The 15,850-nt window shown below is 45.7% G+C and carries 14 protein-coding genes; 9 read left to right on the plus strand and 5 right to left on the minus strand.

The features are described 5' to 3' along the window. Positions 1-116: 116 nt before the first annotated feature. Positions 117-458 (plus strand): hypothetical protein, encoded by a 342-nt coding sequence (locus tag F8L24_RS02475; RefSeq protein WP_294951409.1) that lies wholly within the window; start codon positions 117-119, stop codon positions 456-458. Positions 459-669: 211 nt separating this feature from the next. Here F8L24_RS02475 and F8L24_RS02480 read toward each other — a convergent pair whose 3' ends face one another. Further along, positions 670-2,388 (minus strand): AAA family ATPase, encoded by a 1,719-nt coding sequence (locus F8L24_RS02480; protein ID WP_294951411.1) that lies wholly within the window; start codon positions 2,386-2,388, stop codon positions 670-672. Positions 2,389-2,466: 78 nt separating this feature from the next. Here F8L24_RS02480 and hrpB point away from each other — a divergent pair, with 78 nt between their 5' ends. Next, positions 2,467-4,953: an ATP-dependent helicase HrpB gene (hrpB, locus tag F8L24_RS02485; RefSeq protein WP_294951413.1), complete on the plus strand. Its 2,487-nt coding sequence runs from the start codon at positions 2,467-2,469 to the stop codon at positions 4,951-4,953. Positions 4,954-5,010: 57 nt separating this feature from the next. Here the strand turns inward: hrpB and F8L24_RS02490 are convergent, their stop codons facing one another. Then, complete coding sequence (locus F8L24_RS02490) at positions 5,011-7,584, minus strand: AAA family ATPase (protein WP_294951415.1); 2,574 nt, start codon at positions 7,582-7,584, stop codon at positions 5,011-5,013. Between the two features lie 207 nt (positions 7,585-7,791). On the opposite strand from F8L24_RS02490, the gene F8L24_RS02495 reads away from it, so the two are divergent. The 7 genes from F8L24_RS02495 to F8L24_RS02525 are packed head-to-tail and all read left to right on the plus strand — an operon-like array spanning position 7,792 to position 12,851. Next, on the plus strand, positions 7,792-9,162 hold the full coding sequence (locus tag F8L24_RS02495) for a S41 family peptidase (RefSeq protein WP_294951417.1): 1,371 nt from the start codon (positions 7,792-7,794) through the stop codon (positions 9,160-9,162). Then, positions 9,162-9,896 (plus strand): phosphoribosylaminoimidazolesuccinocarboxamide synthase, encoded by a 735-nt coding sequence (purC, locus tag F8L24_RS02500; protein ID WP_294951419.1) that lies wholly within the window; start codon positions 9,162-9,164, stop codon positions 9,894-9,896. The genes F8L24_RS02495 and purC overlap by 1 nt, the downstream gene beginning before the upstream one ends. Next, on the plus strand, positions 9,896-10,135 hold the full coding sequence (gene purS / locus F8L24_RS02505; protein ID WP_294951421.1) for a phosphoribosylformylglycinamidine synthase subunit PurS: 240 nt from the start codon (positions 9,896-9,898) through the stop codon (positions 10,133-10,135). Before purC ends, purS begins: the two co-directional genes overlap by 1 nt. After that, positions 10,135-10,806: a phosphoribosylformylglycinamidine synthase subunit PurQ gene (gene purQ, locus F8L24_RS02510; RefSeq protein ID WP_294951423.1), complete on the plus strand. Its 672-nt coding sequence runs from the start codon at positions 10,135-10,137 to the stop codon at positions 10,804-10,806. Before purS ends, purQ begins: the two co-directional genes overlap by 1 nt. After that, the gene (locus F8L24_RS02515) at positions 10,806-11,849 is read left to right on the plus strand and encodes a hypothetical protein (RefSeq protein WP_294951425.1); all 1,044 of its coding nucleotides are present in this window, start codon (positions 10,806-10,808) and stop codon (positions 11,847-11,849) included. Before purQ ends, F8L24_RS02515 begins: the two co-directional genes overlap by 1 nt. After that, positions 11,827-12,537 (plus strand): lysophospholipid acyltransferase family protein, encoded by a 711-nt coding sequence (locus F8L24_RS02520; protein ID WP_294951427.1) that lies wholly within the window; start codon positions 11,827-11,829, stop codon positions 12,535-12,537. Before F8L24_RS02515 ends, F8L24_RS02520 begins: the two co-directional genes overlap by 23 nt. Before the next feature lie 53 nt (positions 12,538-12,590). Next, a complete protein-coding gene (locus F8L24_RS02525; protein ID WP_294951429.1) occupies positions 12,591-12,851 on the plus strand; it encodes a hypothetical protein in 261 nt (86 codons plus the stop codon). A 15-nt stretch (positions 12,852-12,866) separates the two neighbouring features. Here F8L24_RS02525 and F8L24_RS02530 read toward each other — a convergent pair whose 3' ends face one another. The 3 genes from F8L24_RS02530 to F8L24_RS02540 form a co-directional block, all read right to left on the minus strand. Next, positions 12,867-13,604 carry an Hsp20/alpha crystallin family protein gene (locus F8L24_RS02530; RefSeq protein ID WP_294951431.1) on the minus strand — a complete coding sequence of 246 codons (738 nt, stop codon included), beginning with the start codon at positions 13,602-13,604 and terminating at the stop codon, positions 12,867-12,869. Positions 13,605-13,674: 70 nt separating this feature from the next. After that, a complete protein-coding gene (locus tag F8L24_RS02535; protein ID WP_294951433.1) occupies positions 13,675-15,360 on the minus strand; it encodes an FMN-binding glutamate synthase family protein in 1,686 nt (561 codons plus the stop codon). Then, on the minus strand, positions 15,353-15,796 hold the full coding sequence (locus F8L24_RS02540; protein WP_294951435.1) for a DoxX family protein: 444 nt from the start codon (positions 15,794-15,796) through the stop codon (positions 15,353-15,355). Before F8L24_RS02540 ends, F8L24_RS02535 begins: the two co-directional genes overlap by 8 nt. Between the last annotated feature and the right edge of the window lie 54 nt (positions 15,797-15,850).

Below are 15,850 nucleotides of genomic sequence, written 5' to 3' on the forward strand. Positions count from 1 at the left end.
ACGAATATTAATCCCGATCGTTTAGCATCCAAAATCAGGCAATACTCCCAAGTGTAAAAATATGACAATATGACATATTTTTCACAGCTTCTATTGTTATATTCTATAATTCGGGCATGTATAAAAAGAAAAAAGAGCGTTTTTACATTTCAGAACTTTTGGAAGACCCGGCCGTAACCTATCCATCCTATTATATGCTTTCTGCTTCTATGGCGAAAAACGAAATGCTGCATACTGCTATTATTGCTCTGCACAGTTTTGATTTTTCATGGTTTGAAACACCCAAAAACTTTGATGATATCTTCAGTATGTTTGATTCCGGCACTTTTCCTCTTTATAAAGAGAAGTATATTGTAGGATATTTTGGAAATAAAATGATGTTTCTTGAAAGCAGCGGATGGAAGGGAATGCCCGCCACAGCTGACCTTTTCAAGCTTGAGAACTGGCTTGTCTGCTGATAAAAGCATAAAATATTGATATCATTTTTTTAATTAAGACAAATTTTATCTTATTTGGGATATACTTCGCCCTATCTTAGGTATCGGCGAAGACATTTTTTATTCTTCCTCCTTTTTTAAAAACGTCAAAATGTGCCAACTACCCATTGGCATATTACCTCCTCCCAAAACCACGTCGGTACCTAAGATAGAACTTTTCATCTTCGTAAAATCATTCCAAAAACAACAGGCACACGCGTATATCATCATAACTTACTTCACCATTGAGCCCCTCGAACACAGGCTTGAGTTTCAGTTTTCCGTCCTCGGAAAAATTTTCTTTCATATGTTTGGTTTTCAGGCTCAACACTACAGTGTCTACCCGTTCCAAGAGTGCTTCATTCGGTTTGAATTTGTCCAGATCAATCTCGGGATCCTCCTCTTTTATCAGTGTCAAATGCTGAACTATGGTACTTTTGGCCAGTTTTCTGTTGGTTGCCAGTTGTATGAGTGTATCGGACTTGTCTATGAGGTTTTTGGTTTTGATGTATGTAGGGGTGACGTATGCTGAGTGTGAGGGGTTTCCCGCTTTGATATTTTTGCGCTCCTCTGCTATTTTTTCTTTGCTGACAACGCCGCCCAAATGTGAAATATGCCCTTCAAACATCCTGTCAAGCGCTTCAGGAGAAAGACCCTCTATGCGCTCGGCGGCTTTCTGTGAAGCGGTTTTAATGCGTCCGTCCACGTGCAAAATGAGCGGGTCTACACGCAATGCCATCGGATTCAGGCCCATCAGACGCAGCCCCTCTATGCTCTTTATGCGTGAAAGCGCTACATACCCCTGCCCTGTCTCAAAGGTTTTACTCAAATCCATTTCAGCAGCATCAAGGGTCATCCCCTGTGATTTGTGGATGGTGATAGCCCAGGCCAGACGCAGCGGTACCTGTGAAACGGTTGCCGTTACTTTTCCGCTGTCATTTTCCAAAGACCAGTCTTCCCGGTCGAGCTTGATCTTTTTGCCTTCCGCAGTACGGACAATGGGCATATTGTCTATGGGAGAAAAATGCTCTACTGTTCCGGTAGTACCGTTGACATACCCTGCTTCCGGATTATTTTTAATGAAAATAACCACCGCCCCTTTTTTCAGCGCCAGTGTTTCCAAAACCAAAGAAGACTTGAATATCTTTTCTATGTTCTTTTGGCTTCCCTGTGCTTCATAGACAAAGTGTTTTTCCTCTCCGCCGAGCTTTTCGAGTTCACTGAGGTTAATGCGGTCTACATCGACATTGTGTGTGTAGAGTTTTGTCGGCGTATCGATGGCCAGTTCTTTTTCATGCCTTTGGGCAAGCATTTCTTCAGAAGATTCCGAAATACTGCCGCTTCGTATATCGTCCAGGATCTGTATAAGCCTGCTGTCGTCCTGTCTGAATTTCTCATCGAGGTAACAGGTTTGCAGGTCCAGTGCCTTCCAGACAGGAGACTGCCAGGCAAAGCGCTTCTCTCTGGGTTCCCTGGAAACGGGAGGCAGCTGAAAAAAGTCTCCCGATATGACCACCTGTACCCCGCCAAACGGTGCATCTGTCTCCTTGAACCCGCGCAGTATCATGTCCATAGAGGCAAAAAGCTCCGGTGAGATCATGGAGACTTCATCGATGATGAGTATGTCAAGTTTGGCAAAACGGGTTTTAAGGTATTTTTTATCCAAAAGAAAATCTACATATCCTTCATCGATGCTCTCACGTATACCCAGAGCAAAAAAAGAGTGTATCGTCTGCCCGCCCAAATGCGAAGCCGCTATCCCCGTAGGTGCTACAATGGTCGGGTATATGCTTCGTTCTTTGAGATACTGTGTGTAAAGATTCAGCAGATAGGTTTTACCTGTGCCTGCCGACCCCGTGATGAAGACGTTTTTGCCTGATTTGAGTATGTTGAGTGCTGTTTCTTGTTTCATGGAAGTATTATAGCGTGGTATGTTCGGTTTTATCGAACATACCATGCAATTATTAGTGATTTTATGTATAATCCCCTTATGCAAAACCTACCCATAAATCATGTCATTCCCGAAGTCAGAGAAAAACTTCAGACACATACCCGTCTTGTGCTTCAGGCACCTCCGGGAGCAGGAAAGACCACTGCGCTGCCACTGGCACTGCTTGACGAACCCTGGCTGGCCGGAAGGCAGATCATGCTGCTTGAACCCCGCCGGCTGGCAGTGCGTTCTTCCGCTGTACGTATGGCTGGATTGTTGGGTGAAAAGGTGGGACAGCGCATCGGGTACCAGATCAAGATGGAGTCTGTGCAGAGCAAGGAAACCAAAATACTTCTTGTGACAGAAGGCATACTCACACGAAAACTGCAGAATGACCCGGGGCTGGAGAATGTGGCACTGCTTATTTTCGATGAATTTCATGAACGCTCCCTGCACGCTGACCTCTCTTTGGCTTTGGCACTTGAGTTCCAGTCTGTGCTGCGCGAAGATTTGAAAATACTCGTTATGTCCGCAACACTTGATACGTCGGCTATTGCTGCACTGTTGGGCAATGCACCGGTCGTGCGGAGCGAAGGCCGTTCCTTCCCTGTGGAGCGTGTTTATCTGGATGCGAATACCCCTCAACCCGCAGGCAAGTCTCTGCCGGCATACATTCACAGGCTTTTGCTCAGGCTGCTCTCCTCAGAAGAAGGGAACATTCTTGTTTTTCTTCCGGGCATACGGCAGATCAAAGCAGTGGAAAAACTGCTTGGAGGGAAGAAGCCACAAAACGTCTATGTTGCCGCACTCTACGGAAATCTCAGCAAGGAGGCACAGGACAAAGCCATCGAAGCACCGCCAGAAGGCATAAGGAAAGTAGTGCTTTCTACCAATATTGCGCAGACTTCTCTGACCATTGAAGGTATTAAAATCGTGGTAGACTCCGGGCTTCAGAATGTCTCTGTCTTTAACCCCTTTACAGGTATGAACAAACTGGAGAGTCGGTTCATTTCCAAAGATACTGCCGTGCAAAGGGCCGGACGGGCAGGAAGACTTTCTGCGGGGAAAGCCTTCCATCTGTGGCCGAAATCCAAAATACTCCCCGAACATGACACACCCGAAATACTCTCGGCCGATCTGAGTCAACTTGTTTTGGAGCTGGCATGCTGGGGGAATGATGATATACACACTTTCTCCTGGGTGGATATTCCGCCCGTTACTGCCATATTCCATGCCAAAACACTGCTGCTGCAGCTGGGTGCGCTGGATGAGAACGGCCGTATCACAGTGCACGGAGAAGCGATGAGCGCTTACGGACTTCACCCGAGGCTTGCCCATATGATGCTTAAAGCCAAAGAGATGAACCTCTCCTATGAGGCTTCTCTTCTGGCAGTACTTGTGACCGAAAAAGAGATCTATACCCAGACGTATGCTTCGGCAGATTTGCGGGAACGGGTCATTACCCTGCATGATGTTGCCCAAAAAGCGGATGTCAATGCCGGACTGGTCAACCTCAAACAGTGCCGTTATCTTCTTGCCAATGCCAAACGTATTGAAAAGAGACAACCTTCAACCCTTGACACGGAACATTTGGGTGTGCTTCTTGCCTTTGCCTACCCTGACCGTGTGGCCCAGCTGCGTCATACCAACAAAGGTATTTACCTCCTTTCCAACGGGAAAGGCGCACATCTGCATCATGATGATACGCTTTTTAACACTTCGTACCTTGTTATCTCCGATCTTGATGCCAAAAGTACCAATGCTACCATTTACAAAGCTGTTTCACTGAGTCTTGCAGAGATCGAAACCTATCTGGAAACGGAAACACATGAACGGGTTACGTGGAATGAAACAGAGGCACGGGTGGAAGTACGAAAAGTTGAATGTCTGGGAAAACTCACTCTCAAAGAGACACAATTGAAAAGTACCGACAGTCCCGAAGTTCTGGAAGTACTCCTAGAGGAACTTGCGGCACTGGGCCTGGAAGTCCTGCACTGGAGCAAAGAGGCAAAAACACTCAGGGAAAGGGTAAATTTCCTGCACTTTCACGATAACGATTTCCCCAACTTCTCCGGGGCGTATCTGGTAAAAAATATGGATATCTGGCTGGCACCCTGTCTTTATGGCATCACGACACTCAAAGCCTGTCAGAACCTCGATCTCTACCAGATGCTTCTGGGACAGCTGAGCTACGAGCAGGTCCGCAGACTCGACACACTCGCCCCGCTCAGATACAAGGTCGCCAGCGGTTCACACATAGGCATAGATTACAGTAATCCGCAGCAACCTGTATTGGCTGTGCGTCTGCAGGAAATGTTCGGTACCCGGAATACCCCTGCCGTACTCGGAGGAAAAGTCAAACTGATGCTGCACCTTCTTTCTCCCGCTTCCCGTCCTGTGCAGGTTACGCAGGACTTGAAAAGTTTTTGGGAAAATACGTATGGGGAAGTCAAAAAAGAGTTGCGGGGAAAATACAAAAAACACTACTGGCCGGATGATCCCCTTGAAGCCAGGGCGACTTCCAAAACAAAAAAGCATATGGGATGAAAACAGACCGGGAAATGCCACTGCGGATCTCCGCAGTGGCAACAGGGGGAGGAGGCATCAGGAGATATGTACTTCGATCTCTCCGTTCTGCACATCAAACTCGACGGTACTGCCTTCGACGACTTTGTCTTCAAGGATAAGTTCTGCCAGTTTGTCCTCGACCACTTCATAAAGGGCTCTTTTGAGCGGTCTCGCACCGTAAACCGGGTCGAAGCCCGCTTCGGCGATATAGGCTTTGGCTGCCGGTGTCAGACTGATCTTGATATCACGCTCTGCCAGTTTTGCCTGAATACTCTTAAAGAGGATATCGACAATGCTGGTGATCGCCTCGAGATCGAGCGGGTTGAAGATGACGATGTCATCAAGACGGTTGAGGAATTCAGGTTTGAAATGGCGCTTTAACTCGTCATTCACCGCTTTTCTTCTGTCCTCGGGATCTCTGAACTCCATGATCTTGTCTGACGCGATATTCGATGTCATAATGATAATGGTGTTCTTGAAGTCTACCGTGACCCCTTTATTGTCTGTCAGACGACCGTCATCGAGCACTTGGAGGAGTGTGTTGAACACATCCGGGTGGGCTTTCTCGATCTCGTCGAAAAGGACGACAGAGTACGGCTTTCTTCTGACCGCTTCGGTCAACTGTCCGCCTTCGTCGTAACCGACATATCCCGGAGGTGCACCGACCAGTCTGCTGGCTGCATGTTTCTCCATGTACTCACTCATATCGATACGGATGAGCGACTTCTCACTGTCGAAGAGGAACTTCGCCAGTGTCTTGGCGACCTGTGTCTTACCGACCCCTGTAGGGCCGAGGAACATGAAGCTGCCGATAGGACGGTTGACATCGCTCAGACCTGCCTTGTTACGCTTGATGGCACGTGCGACCGCTTTAAGTGCTTCTTCCTGCCCTACTACTTCTTCCTTGAGGATGCTTTCGATCGCAAGGATCTTTTCTTTTTCACCCTGAAGCATTTTATTGACCGAAATGCCCGTCCAGCGACTGACGATGCTGGCGATCATTTCTTCATCAACAGAATTCTTGAGCAGTGTACCTTCTGCCATCATCATGTTCCATTTCTCTTCGAGTGCTTTAAGCTCTTCCTGTTTTGCCGGAATCTGTCCGTACTCGATCTCGGCAGCCTTGTTGAAATCTCCTTCACGCTTTACAAGCTCAGCCTGTGTCTTGAGTGATTCAATAGCAGATTTTACTTCTGCGATCTGGTTAAAGACTTCTTTTTCATTGTCGAACTGGTTTTGCAGGGAAACCCTCTTCTCTTCCATATCGGCCAACTCTTTTTCTATCTCTTCAAGGCGTGCTGTATTTTTTTCACTCTCTTCCATCTTCAGTGCTTCTTTTTCAACCTGAAGTGTAGAAATCTCGCGTTTGATCTTCGCAAGGTCAGTCGGCTCGCTTTCGATCTGCATTTTGAGCTCTGCCGCTGCTTCATCGATCAGGTCGATCGCCTTGTCGGGGAGGAACCTGTCGGTAATGTATCGGTCAGACAGCTTCGCCGCAGCCACCAGTGCACCGTCGGTAATGATAACATTGTGGTGCGTCTCCAGTCTGTCTTTGATCCCTCTGAGGATCTGCAGGGCTTCGTTGATGCTCGGCTCATCGACTTTTACCGGCTGGAAACGTCTCTGGAGCGCCGCATCTTTCTCGAAGTACTTTCTGTACTCTTTGAGTGTCGTCGCACCAATGGTATGGAGTTCACCACGTGCCAGTGCCGGTTTGAGGATGTTGGCCGCATCCATGCTTCCTTCGCTCGCTCCCGCACCTACGATAGTGTGGATCTCATCGATGAAAAGAATGATGTTGGCCGCCTCTTTGACTTCGTCGACAACGGCTTTGAGCCTGTCTTCAAATTCTCCTCTGTATTTTGCTCCGGCGATCAGACGGCTCATATCCAGTGAGATAACACGCATATTTTGAAGGCTGATAGGTACCTCTTTGTTGACGATACGCTGTGCAAGTCCTTCTACTATGGCTGTTTTACCGGTACCCGGCTCCCCTATCAGGATAGGGTTGTTCTTTGTCTTTCGGATAAGGATCTGCATCACACGCTGAACCTCTTCGTCACGGCCGATGACCGGGTCAAGTTCGCCGTCGAGTGCTTTCTGGTTCAAGTCTATTCCGTACTGGGCAAGCGCTTCAAGGGTTTCGTCACCGCTCTGGGAATCTATCTGCTTTCCACCGCGGATCGACTCAAGGGTCTTTTTGAACTCGGAAATATCAACATATTTTCCGAGAATATCTCTGATGAAACTTTCATCGGCATTGGCAAGCAGCCAGGCATCTACAGCAAGATACTGGTCTCCGTTGGCAGCCATGACACCTTCTGCATTCTGTAGTGAACGGACAAGGTTCTGTCCCAGTTTGATATTCTCTTTGGTCACGGTTGACACTGTCGGCAGTTTATTTGCCACGGATTTGGCTTCCAGTTCAACTGCTGCTTTGTCGACATTCATTTTGTTGAGTGCCTGGTTCAAAATGGAATTGCTGTTGGTCAATAACGCCCAGATAAGATGGATAGGCTCTACTTCCTGATTCTTATTATGTAATGCAAGGGAAACACCCGATTCAATGGTTCCCTGCATTTGGTTGGTTAGTTTTTCTAATATACTCATAATGATCTCCTGCTAATAGCTGATTAATTTAAAAGTATTATACAACTTTAGTCACTCCTTGTCAAGTTTCTTTATGAAAATGGCTTAATAATCAAAAAAAGACAGTGTTTAACTTCAATTTACCCTGTATGACTATGATAGCAAAACAGCAACCTCTTAGAGAGATTTCTATAAAATAATAACTCAATTAATGGAGAAACATCACCGATGATCAAAAAAAGTAAAAAAATCATTGCTACCGGTCTGCTTTCAACACTGACCGCTGCCTATCTTTTCGGCGGTTTTGCAGAAGCAAAAAGTACAACCACACAATCTACGGCAAAAGAAAAACTTGAAGCCTACATTAAATTCACACAGATACTCAATGTGATCGAAAAAGAGTATGTGGATGAAACCAATACGACTGAACTCATAAACAAAGCACTCAAAGGGCTGATGACGAATCTTGATTCCCACTCCAATTTTATGGATACCAAAGAATACAAGGACCTTACCGTACAGACCAAAGGGGAATTCGGAGGACTGGGTATTTCTGTAGGCATGAAAGACGGTGCACTGACCGTTATCGCCCCGCTTGAAGGTACACCGGCCAAAAAAGCGGGTATCAAAGCAGGAGACATCATCCTCAAGATCAATAACAAGGCAACGATCGGTATGTCTATCGACGAATCGGTCAAACTGATGCGCGGCAAACCCGGTACAGATATCGTATTGACGGTCGTCAGAAAAAAAGCACCCAAGCCGCTGACCATCAAGATCACCAGAGCGATCATCAAAATCCAGTCGGTTTATGCGAAAAACCTGGCAACAGACAAAAATCTTCTCTACCTTCACGTGACATCATTTGACCAGAAGGTTGTCGAAAGTATGAAAAAAGCCATTGCAGACCATAACGATACGAAAGGTATTATCCTGGATCTGAGAAACAACCCGGGCGGACTGCTCGACCAGGCAGTCGGTCTTGTTAATATGTTTGTAAAAAAAGGTGTGATAGTCAGTCAGAAAGGACGCAGCAAGCTTGAAAACGTAGAGTACAAAGCTACCCCGGAAAATACAGATACAAAAACGCCTATGGTGGTGCTTGTCAACGGCGGATCTGCCAGTGCAAGCGAAATTGTTTCCGGTGCGCTTCAGGACTTCAACCGTTCTGTTATTGTCGGAGAAAAAACATTCGGTAAAGGTTCCGTACAGGTGGTGCTTCCCATTGGCGACAAAGAAGCTTTGAAACTCACTGTAGCACGCTACTATCTTCCCAGCGGACGTACGATACAGGCAAAAGGCGTTACACCGGATATTCTGGTACATTACGGTGAGATCCCGAGAAAACAGGACCCCCTTTTCCTTAAAGAGGCAGATTTGAAACAGCACCTTGAAGAAGAGCTGCAAAAGATCGATAGCAATGCCACAACAAAATCGATAAGGGTAGATACCAATGCTACGGACAGCAATCTGACACTCTCTGCAGACCAGAACAAGTCTTCGATCATTACAGAGGACCAACTCTATAAAGATGCGCAGCTGAAGATCGGTGTAGACATTCTCAAAGCACTGGTTATCACACATAAAGGAAAACAATAATGGCAAAAGATTCACCGGTCAAGCAGAAACTTGTCTATGAAGGCAAAGCAAAAAAGATTTGGACTACAAAAGACGATGATCTTTATATTTCTGAATTCAAAGATGATCTCACCGCTTTCAACGGTGAAAAAAAATCGAGTGAAGAGGGAAAAGGTGCACTTAACAACAAAATCTCTACCGAACTCTTCAAGTTTCTCAATGCAAAAGGTATCCCTACACATTTTGTAGAAATGCTGGATGATAATCATATGCTTCACAAAAAAGCCGAAGTGATCCTCATTGAAGTGATCGTCAGAAATATTGCAACAGGAAGTCTCAGCCGCAATCTCGGCATAGAAGACGGGAAAATACTTCCGTTCACTCTGGTGGAATTCGATTACAAGAACGATGAACTCGGCGACCCCAAACTCAATGACCAGCACTGTATGATCCTCGGACTTGTTGAAGAAGAAGCGGAACTTGACTACATCCGGTATATGGCACGCAGGATCAACAAACTGCTTAAAGCGTTCTATGCCGAAAGAAAGCTTACGCTTGTTGACTTTAAACTGGAGTTCGGCAGAGACAGCAACGGCAATATCATTCTCATCGATGAACTCAGCCCGGACAATTTCAGACTTTGGGACAGCGAAAGCGGAGAGAAAATGGATAAAGACAGATTCAGAGAAGGTTTAGGCGGATTGAAAGTGGCTTATGAAGAGGTATTGAACAGAATTCTTGGAGGAACAAAGTAATGACAGCGATCGTAAATGTATTTTTGAAAGAAGGTGTACTGGACCCGCAGGGAAAAGCAGCCCATCATGCACTGGAGTCACTCGGTTTTGGCGATGTGGAAGATGTGCGCATCGGCAAACAGATCGTTATCAAACTCAATACGGACGATAAGGTCAAAGCGGAAGCGGAAGTCAAAGAAATGTGCGAAACCCTGCTTGCCAACACCGTCATCGAAGACTATACGATAGAGATAGCGTAATGAAAGTAGCGGTACTAAGATTTCCGGGAACGAACTGTGAGTTTGATACCCAGTACGCTTTTGATAAGCTCGGGCACACTACTGAGCTGGTATGGCACGAAGAAGAGAAACTTCCGGAAAGTATCGATCTTGTGGTCGTTCCCGGCGGATTTTCCTACGGAGACTATCTCCGTTCCGGTTCTATTGCACGGTTTTCGCCTGTCATGAAAGCGGTTAAAGCCTATGCGGAAGAAGGCGGCAGGGTACTGGGTATCTGCAACGGTTTCCAGATACTGACTGAAGCTGGCATGCTGCCCGGTGCACTCAAACGCAACAACAATCTGCATTTTATTTCCAAATATCAGAATCTCTGTGTGATCAACAATGACAATGCCTTTTTGAACCGCTGTGACAAAGGAGAAGTGCTCAATATTCCTATTGCCCATGCAGACGGGAACTATTATATAGATGATGAGGGATTCCAGGCACTGGAAGCCAACGGTCAGATCTTGCTTCGCTACTCGGATGCAGAGGGAAACCCTGTCGTAGTGAACGGTTCCGTCACTTCCATTGCAGGTGTCTGCAATGCGTCCAAAAATGTTTATGGTCTTATGCCGCACCCGGAACGTGCGCTTGAAGCGCTGCTCGGCAGTGAAGATGGTGTCCGTATGCTCAAAGGTTTCGAGTCCTGATGCCGTTACTGCGTTCCTTGGGCTTTATGCTCCTTGCAGTGTTTGCTTTCACTGCCCTACTGAACGCAGAAGCCGAATATAAGTACAGCTATGTACCTAAAAAGATTTATGAGAACCAGCTTTTCCCCCTCACCGTGATCGATACAGCCCGTACCAAAGATGACAATCCCCGTTTCAAGTTCGATCCTGTGAGCCCTGTACAGCCTGTTTTTCAGGAGCCGCTGGTGGTTCACAACGGCAGTGACAGTTTCTATACCTTTTACTTTAAAGCAGACAAGGTCGATGTGAATATCCCGCGGCTTTTTATTGTTTCAGGTTCTGTCGATACTTCGCTGGACCCGCAAACCATTCCTCTGGCACACCTTAAACCCAGAAAGGATTTCTGCGGTGTACTCGCTGCCGATATGAAGATCAAGGGTTCCCAGGTATCGAACTATGATGAGAAAAACCATCTTGTCACACTTTCTATCGAAGCATATGAAGCCAATCTTGAAGATATGCACCTGAAACACGTAGAAGAATCCGGACTTGAAGATTTACACAGAACATTTGCCAAGGTAACGGCAGAATTTTATGTTGTACTTCCTCTCAAACAGAAAAATATCAGGTTTACCTACTTCAATACCATTAAAAACCAATATGTATTTCTTGAAGCTTCTGCGGAACTTGCCGATGATTCAGTGACGACTCAGTCCGATCTGAACCCCAAAGAAGACAGTTTTGAAAAACTGAAAAAGTACACGTTCGTTTTCCTGACAGGATTCTTCCTGTTGATGTCCCTCGTTAAAAGGGATTTTTTCTTTCTTGTGCTGGGGGTTGTTTCTCTTATTACCCTGCTGACATTCTACATACCGCACAAAAAGATCTGTGTCAAACAGGGAGCTCCGCTCTATCTGCTCCCTACACAGACCAGTACGATCGGTACAAAGATAGATGAGGATTTCGAAACATCACTGTTGGGAAAACGTGAAGAGTTTCGTAAAATAGAATATAAAAACGGAATTATAGGATGGGTCAAAAATGAAGATCTCTGCAAAAATTAGATTTCTCTGGAATGCTTTTGTCATTGCGGTCAATACTGGTGCGGTCATGATACCTGCGATCATGCTCTTTCCTAAACACAAAGGTGCCATTATGCACAACCTCAATCGGGTAACCCTCTTTTTAATGGGAGCGAAAGTCGTGCAGGAAGGGGCAATGGATCCGGAGGCAGATATGTATGTCATGAACCATCAGGGGATCATCGATATCATCGGTATGGAAGCACTGCAGGATAGGCATCTTATGTGGGTAGCCAAAAAAGAGCTTTTTTCAATGCCCATCTACGGACATCTTCTGCGTCATGGTGATATGATCTCCCTTGACAGAGGTAACAAGGCCGGCTTGATCAAACTGATGAAAGATGTTAAAGTCTCTCTGGATGAGAAACACCGTGCCATCGCTATTTTTCCGGAAGGTACAAGAGCCAAGGACCAGAAACTGCTCCCTTTTAAACAGGGAACGAAGATCATTGCAGAAAAACTGAAACTTAAAGTACAGCCGGTTGTGATCACCGGAAGCAAATGGATACTCAATGAGCATGACAGAACTGCCCATGGCGGAACAGTGCATTACAAATTTCTGCCGACTGTTGCCGTGGACAAAAATGACAAAGAGTGGTTTGACAGACTTCATGACCAAATGCAGCAAACAATAGACAATGAATATACCAACCATCATCGCAGCCGATAGCAGCAGTTTCTGCTGTTCCATGCGTACTGAAAATTTTACTAAGAGGAAATAGCGTGTCAACACTACAATCAATGATCGAAAAACATATTAAAAAACTGGTTCATCCTTTAAAAGAGGATGAAGAACTGCTTGCCGCCCTGAAAGTCAAACTGACAAAGAAAGAATTAAAACTGCTCAAAGCATGGGCAGAAGAGATTCCTGCAAAAGAGGTTATGCTGAAATTGAATTTGAATGAAGAACGCTACACAGAACTTTCTGCCAAACTGATTAAAAAGCTCAATCAGGAGAAGATCAAGCAGGCCATCTGCAGATAGCCTCCCTGCTTTGTTTTAGACTTTTGGGTTTTCAGTTTTTACACTGTCTTTTTTGGCTGTCGGAACGGCAGCTTCCTTTTGAGTGTCTGTATTGGGGCTTTCCTGTTTCTGCTCTTCTTTTTGAGGCGCTTTGTTCAAGTCTTTGGGAACGACTATTTTTTCAGCTTCTTTTTTAGGCGTTGCGGCAGAAGAAGGTGTTGCCGGTGCCGAGAGGGGCTGTACCGTTTTGGCGGCTGCACCTTTTTTCTTGGCGATACTGACTACCAGCTTACCGTCTTTATAGCTTGTTGTAATCGCTGATTCATCTGCATCAGCCGGAAGAGATGTGCTCTGCTGATACATTCTTACAGAACGCGACTGGCTGCTGCCGTACTTGCTTTTAACCTCTTTTTCCTGAACGATCTTGGCAGTGATGTTCATCATGCCGTTTGCCGTTTCAATATCTATATGATTCTCTTTGCTCTGCGGAATATTGGTAAGCAGTTCATAATGGTCACCTTTGTCGACAAGCTGGTTCTGTACAGCCATTTTATAGGTACCCAGCGGACTGATAAGTCCGGAAGATCTCTGATTCATGCGGTGCTGCATACGCTCGAACATTTTATCCATCCGATGCTGCATTTGTGTCATTTCCTTAAAAATATCGTCCCCGAACGGGTCATTGAAGAATGGATCGTTGAACGGATCGGCTGCGTGTAGTGAAAAAGTCGCTGCAAGAGGCAGCAGTAAGAGTGAAAGTTTTTTACTTAACATGGGTTGCTCCTTAATATCTAATTTAAATTTTCCCCATTATAAAAGGGAAAGTTTAACCGTTTTTAAATATTTACCGCAGCAACAGATCATCCGCATGCAGCTCACGTATATCTGTTTTTCCCATGACAGCGAGCAGGGAACGTACTCCCTGTAAAAGTTCATGATGATAGTTTTCCACATGTTTTGCCTTTTCATTGACCAGGTACTTGCTTCGTTTTGATTCATCCATAGTCGCCAGGCCTACCGGGCAATTCTTGCCACCGGCACCGGAACATTCGCGTGCGCGGATACACCCTGCGGAGATCATGAATCCTCTGGCTATGTTGATGAAATCCGCTCCGTAACAGAGCAGCTCCACAACATCGTCCGGTGTCAGGACTTTTTCCGCAGCAATGATCTTTATATCTTCTCTCAGACCGTATGTTTCGAGTACTTCAGTGACTATTTGGAGTGATTCACGGATAGGAAGGCCTATTTTGCTCATCATTTCAAGGGGAGCTGTGGCCGAGCCTCCGTCTCCGCCGTCGATGGTAATGAAATCCGCAATACTTTTCCCCTTCTTCTTTCTGTCCTGAAGTGCCCGGGCATAGGTTTCAAATTCCTCTTTTGTAGAGATGACGATCTTAAAGCCTACGGGTTTGTTTGAAATAGACTGAAGTCTGGAAATGAAACCAAAGAACATTTCCATATTGTCAGCATAGGGAAAACGGTTGGGACTGATCAGGTCTTTGTGTGCCGGAACTCCCCGGTAGTAGGCGATATCATCACTGACTTTGGGTGCAAGCAGTTTTCCGCCTGTCTGTTTTGCGCCCTGTGCCAGTTTGATCTCTGTCATTCTGCAAAAGCGCATAACTTTTTGGTAGCGTATTTCATCAAAGTTCCCTTCTTTGTCCCTTACACCGTAGAGCCCGCTTCCCATTTGAAAGGTAATGTCGGGAACTCCCTCCGGTACGTTTTGGGGAAAATGTTCAAGCGCAACAGACCAGTTGATACGAAAATAATTTAATTTAATATTGTCAAATATGAATGTACCTCTGTCTTTTTCCCTGACTACCATCTTTCTGTAAACCCTCTGGGCTATCTCTTTGTTGGTAAACATTTTCATAGCTCTGAATACAGATTTGGCAAACCATGTTCCTTCTTTGAATTCAAGATAGTGCCTGCTGCAATTCATACAGTGCAGTGTAGAAAGAAAATTGGAAGTCAGCCCGCCCTCACCGGTATTGATGGGGAAATGCCCTTTGAATGCGCCTTTGGCAAAAGCGCGTGTTCCTTCCGGAGAGATCGCCCCGTCACTCATAGCGGAACGGCCTATGATGCTCCGGCTCACAAAAGGCTGTTTTCGTTTTTCGCCAAAGATGACAGAAAATTGGGTTTGTACTTCATCAAGTTCTTTGACAAAATTGGCATGCCTGAAAAGCGTCTTCTGGTTTCCGTAGGGTTTGGTCGGAGAAAACGAAAGATACGGATTTTTTTTGGCCGCTACTTTGTTGATCCAGTCAAGCTTTTCAAACGAATCGTAAAATGTTTCATCTCCGAAATACTGCCGCATCGGTCCTCTGAGCATATAGAAAAGATAACGCATTCTGCCTATGAGCGGAAAATTGATCAAAAGCTGATTTTTCCTCTGAATATATCTGTCATAGATCAAAACACCCAGCATAATGAGAAATACTGCCAAGAGTATTGCTTTGAAGAGAATGCTCCAGTCAGCACTGAAAAGGGGGAAATAGTGGGAAAGTACATTGTTATTCATAAATACCATCCTTGAAAAACAGTGAATCCAGGCTGAACTTTCCCGGACCGTAACTGACAAATATCATTAAAAACAGCAGATAATAGATCGGGATCTCCATGCCATTGGCCGTAATGGAATAGCCGTTGGAGCCGTGAACAAAGAGGATCGCTCCGATCATGATGAAGCCCAGCAGCAGAGAAATATACCGTGTAAAGAGTCCCAGTACCAGAAGGACTATACCCAATGTTTCGATACCGGTTACAAGATAAGCGGTAAAGTCGGGGAAAGGAATGGAAATACTCCTGAACCATTTGGCCGTGCTGTCAATATTTTCTATTTTCATCAATGCCGGCAGGGAAAACCCGTAAGCGATGGCAAGCCGTGCCAGCAGCAGTACGATATTTCTGGGATAGGAAAAGAGTACCCTTATCTCCGCCATTAGATCTTTTATCATTCGACCTCTCCTTGAACCCTGAGTATGCAGTCATCGCCTATTCCGGGTTGAATT

It is taken from the genome of Sulfurovum sp. (assembly GCF_015493435.1).
GTDB lineage: Bacteria > Campylobacterota > Campylobacteria > Campylobacterales > Sulfurovaceae > Sulfurovum.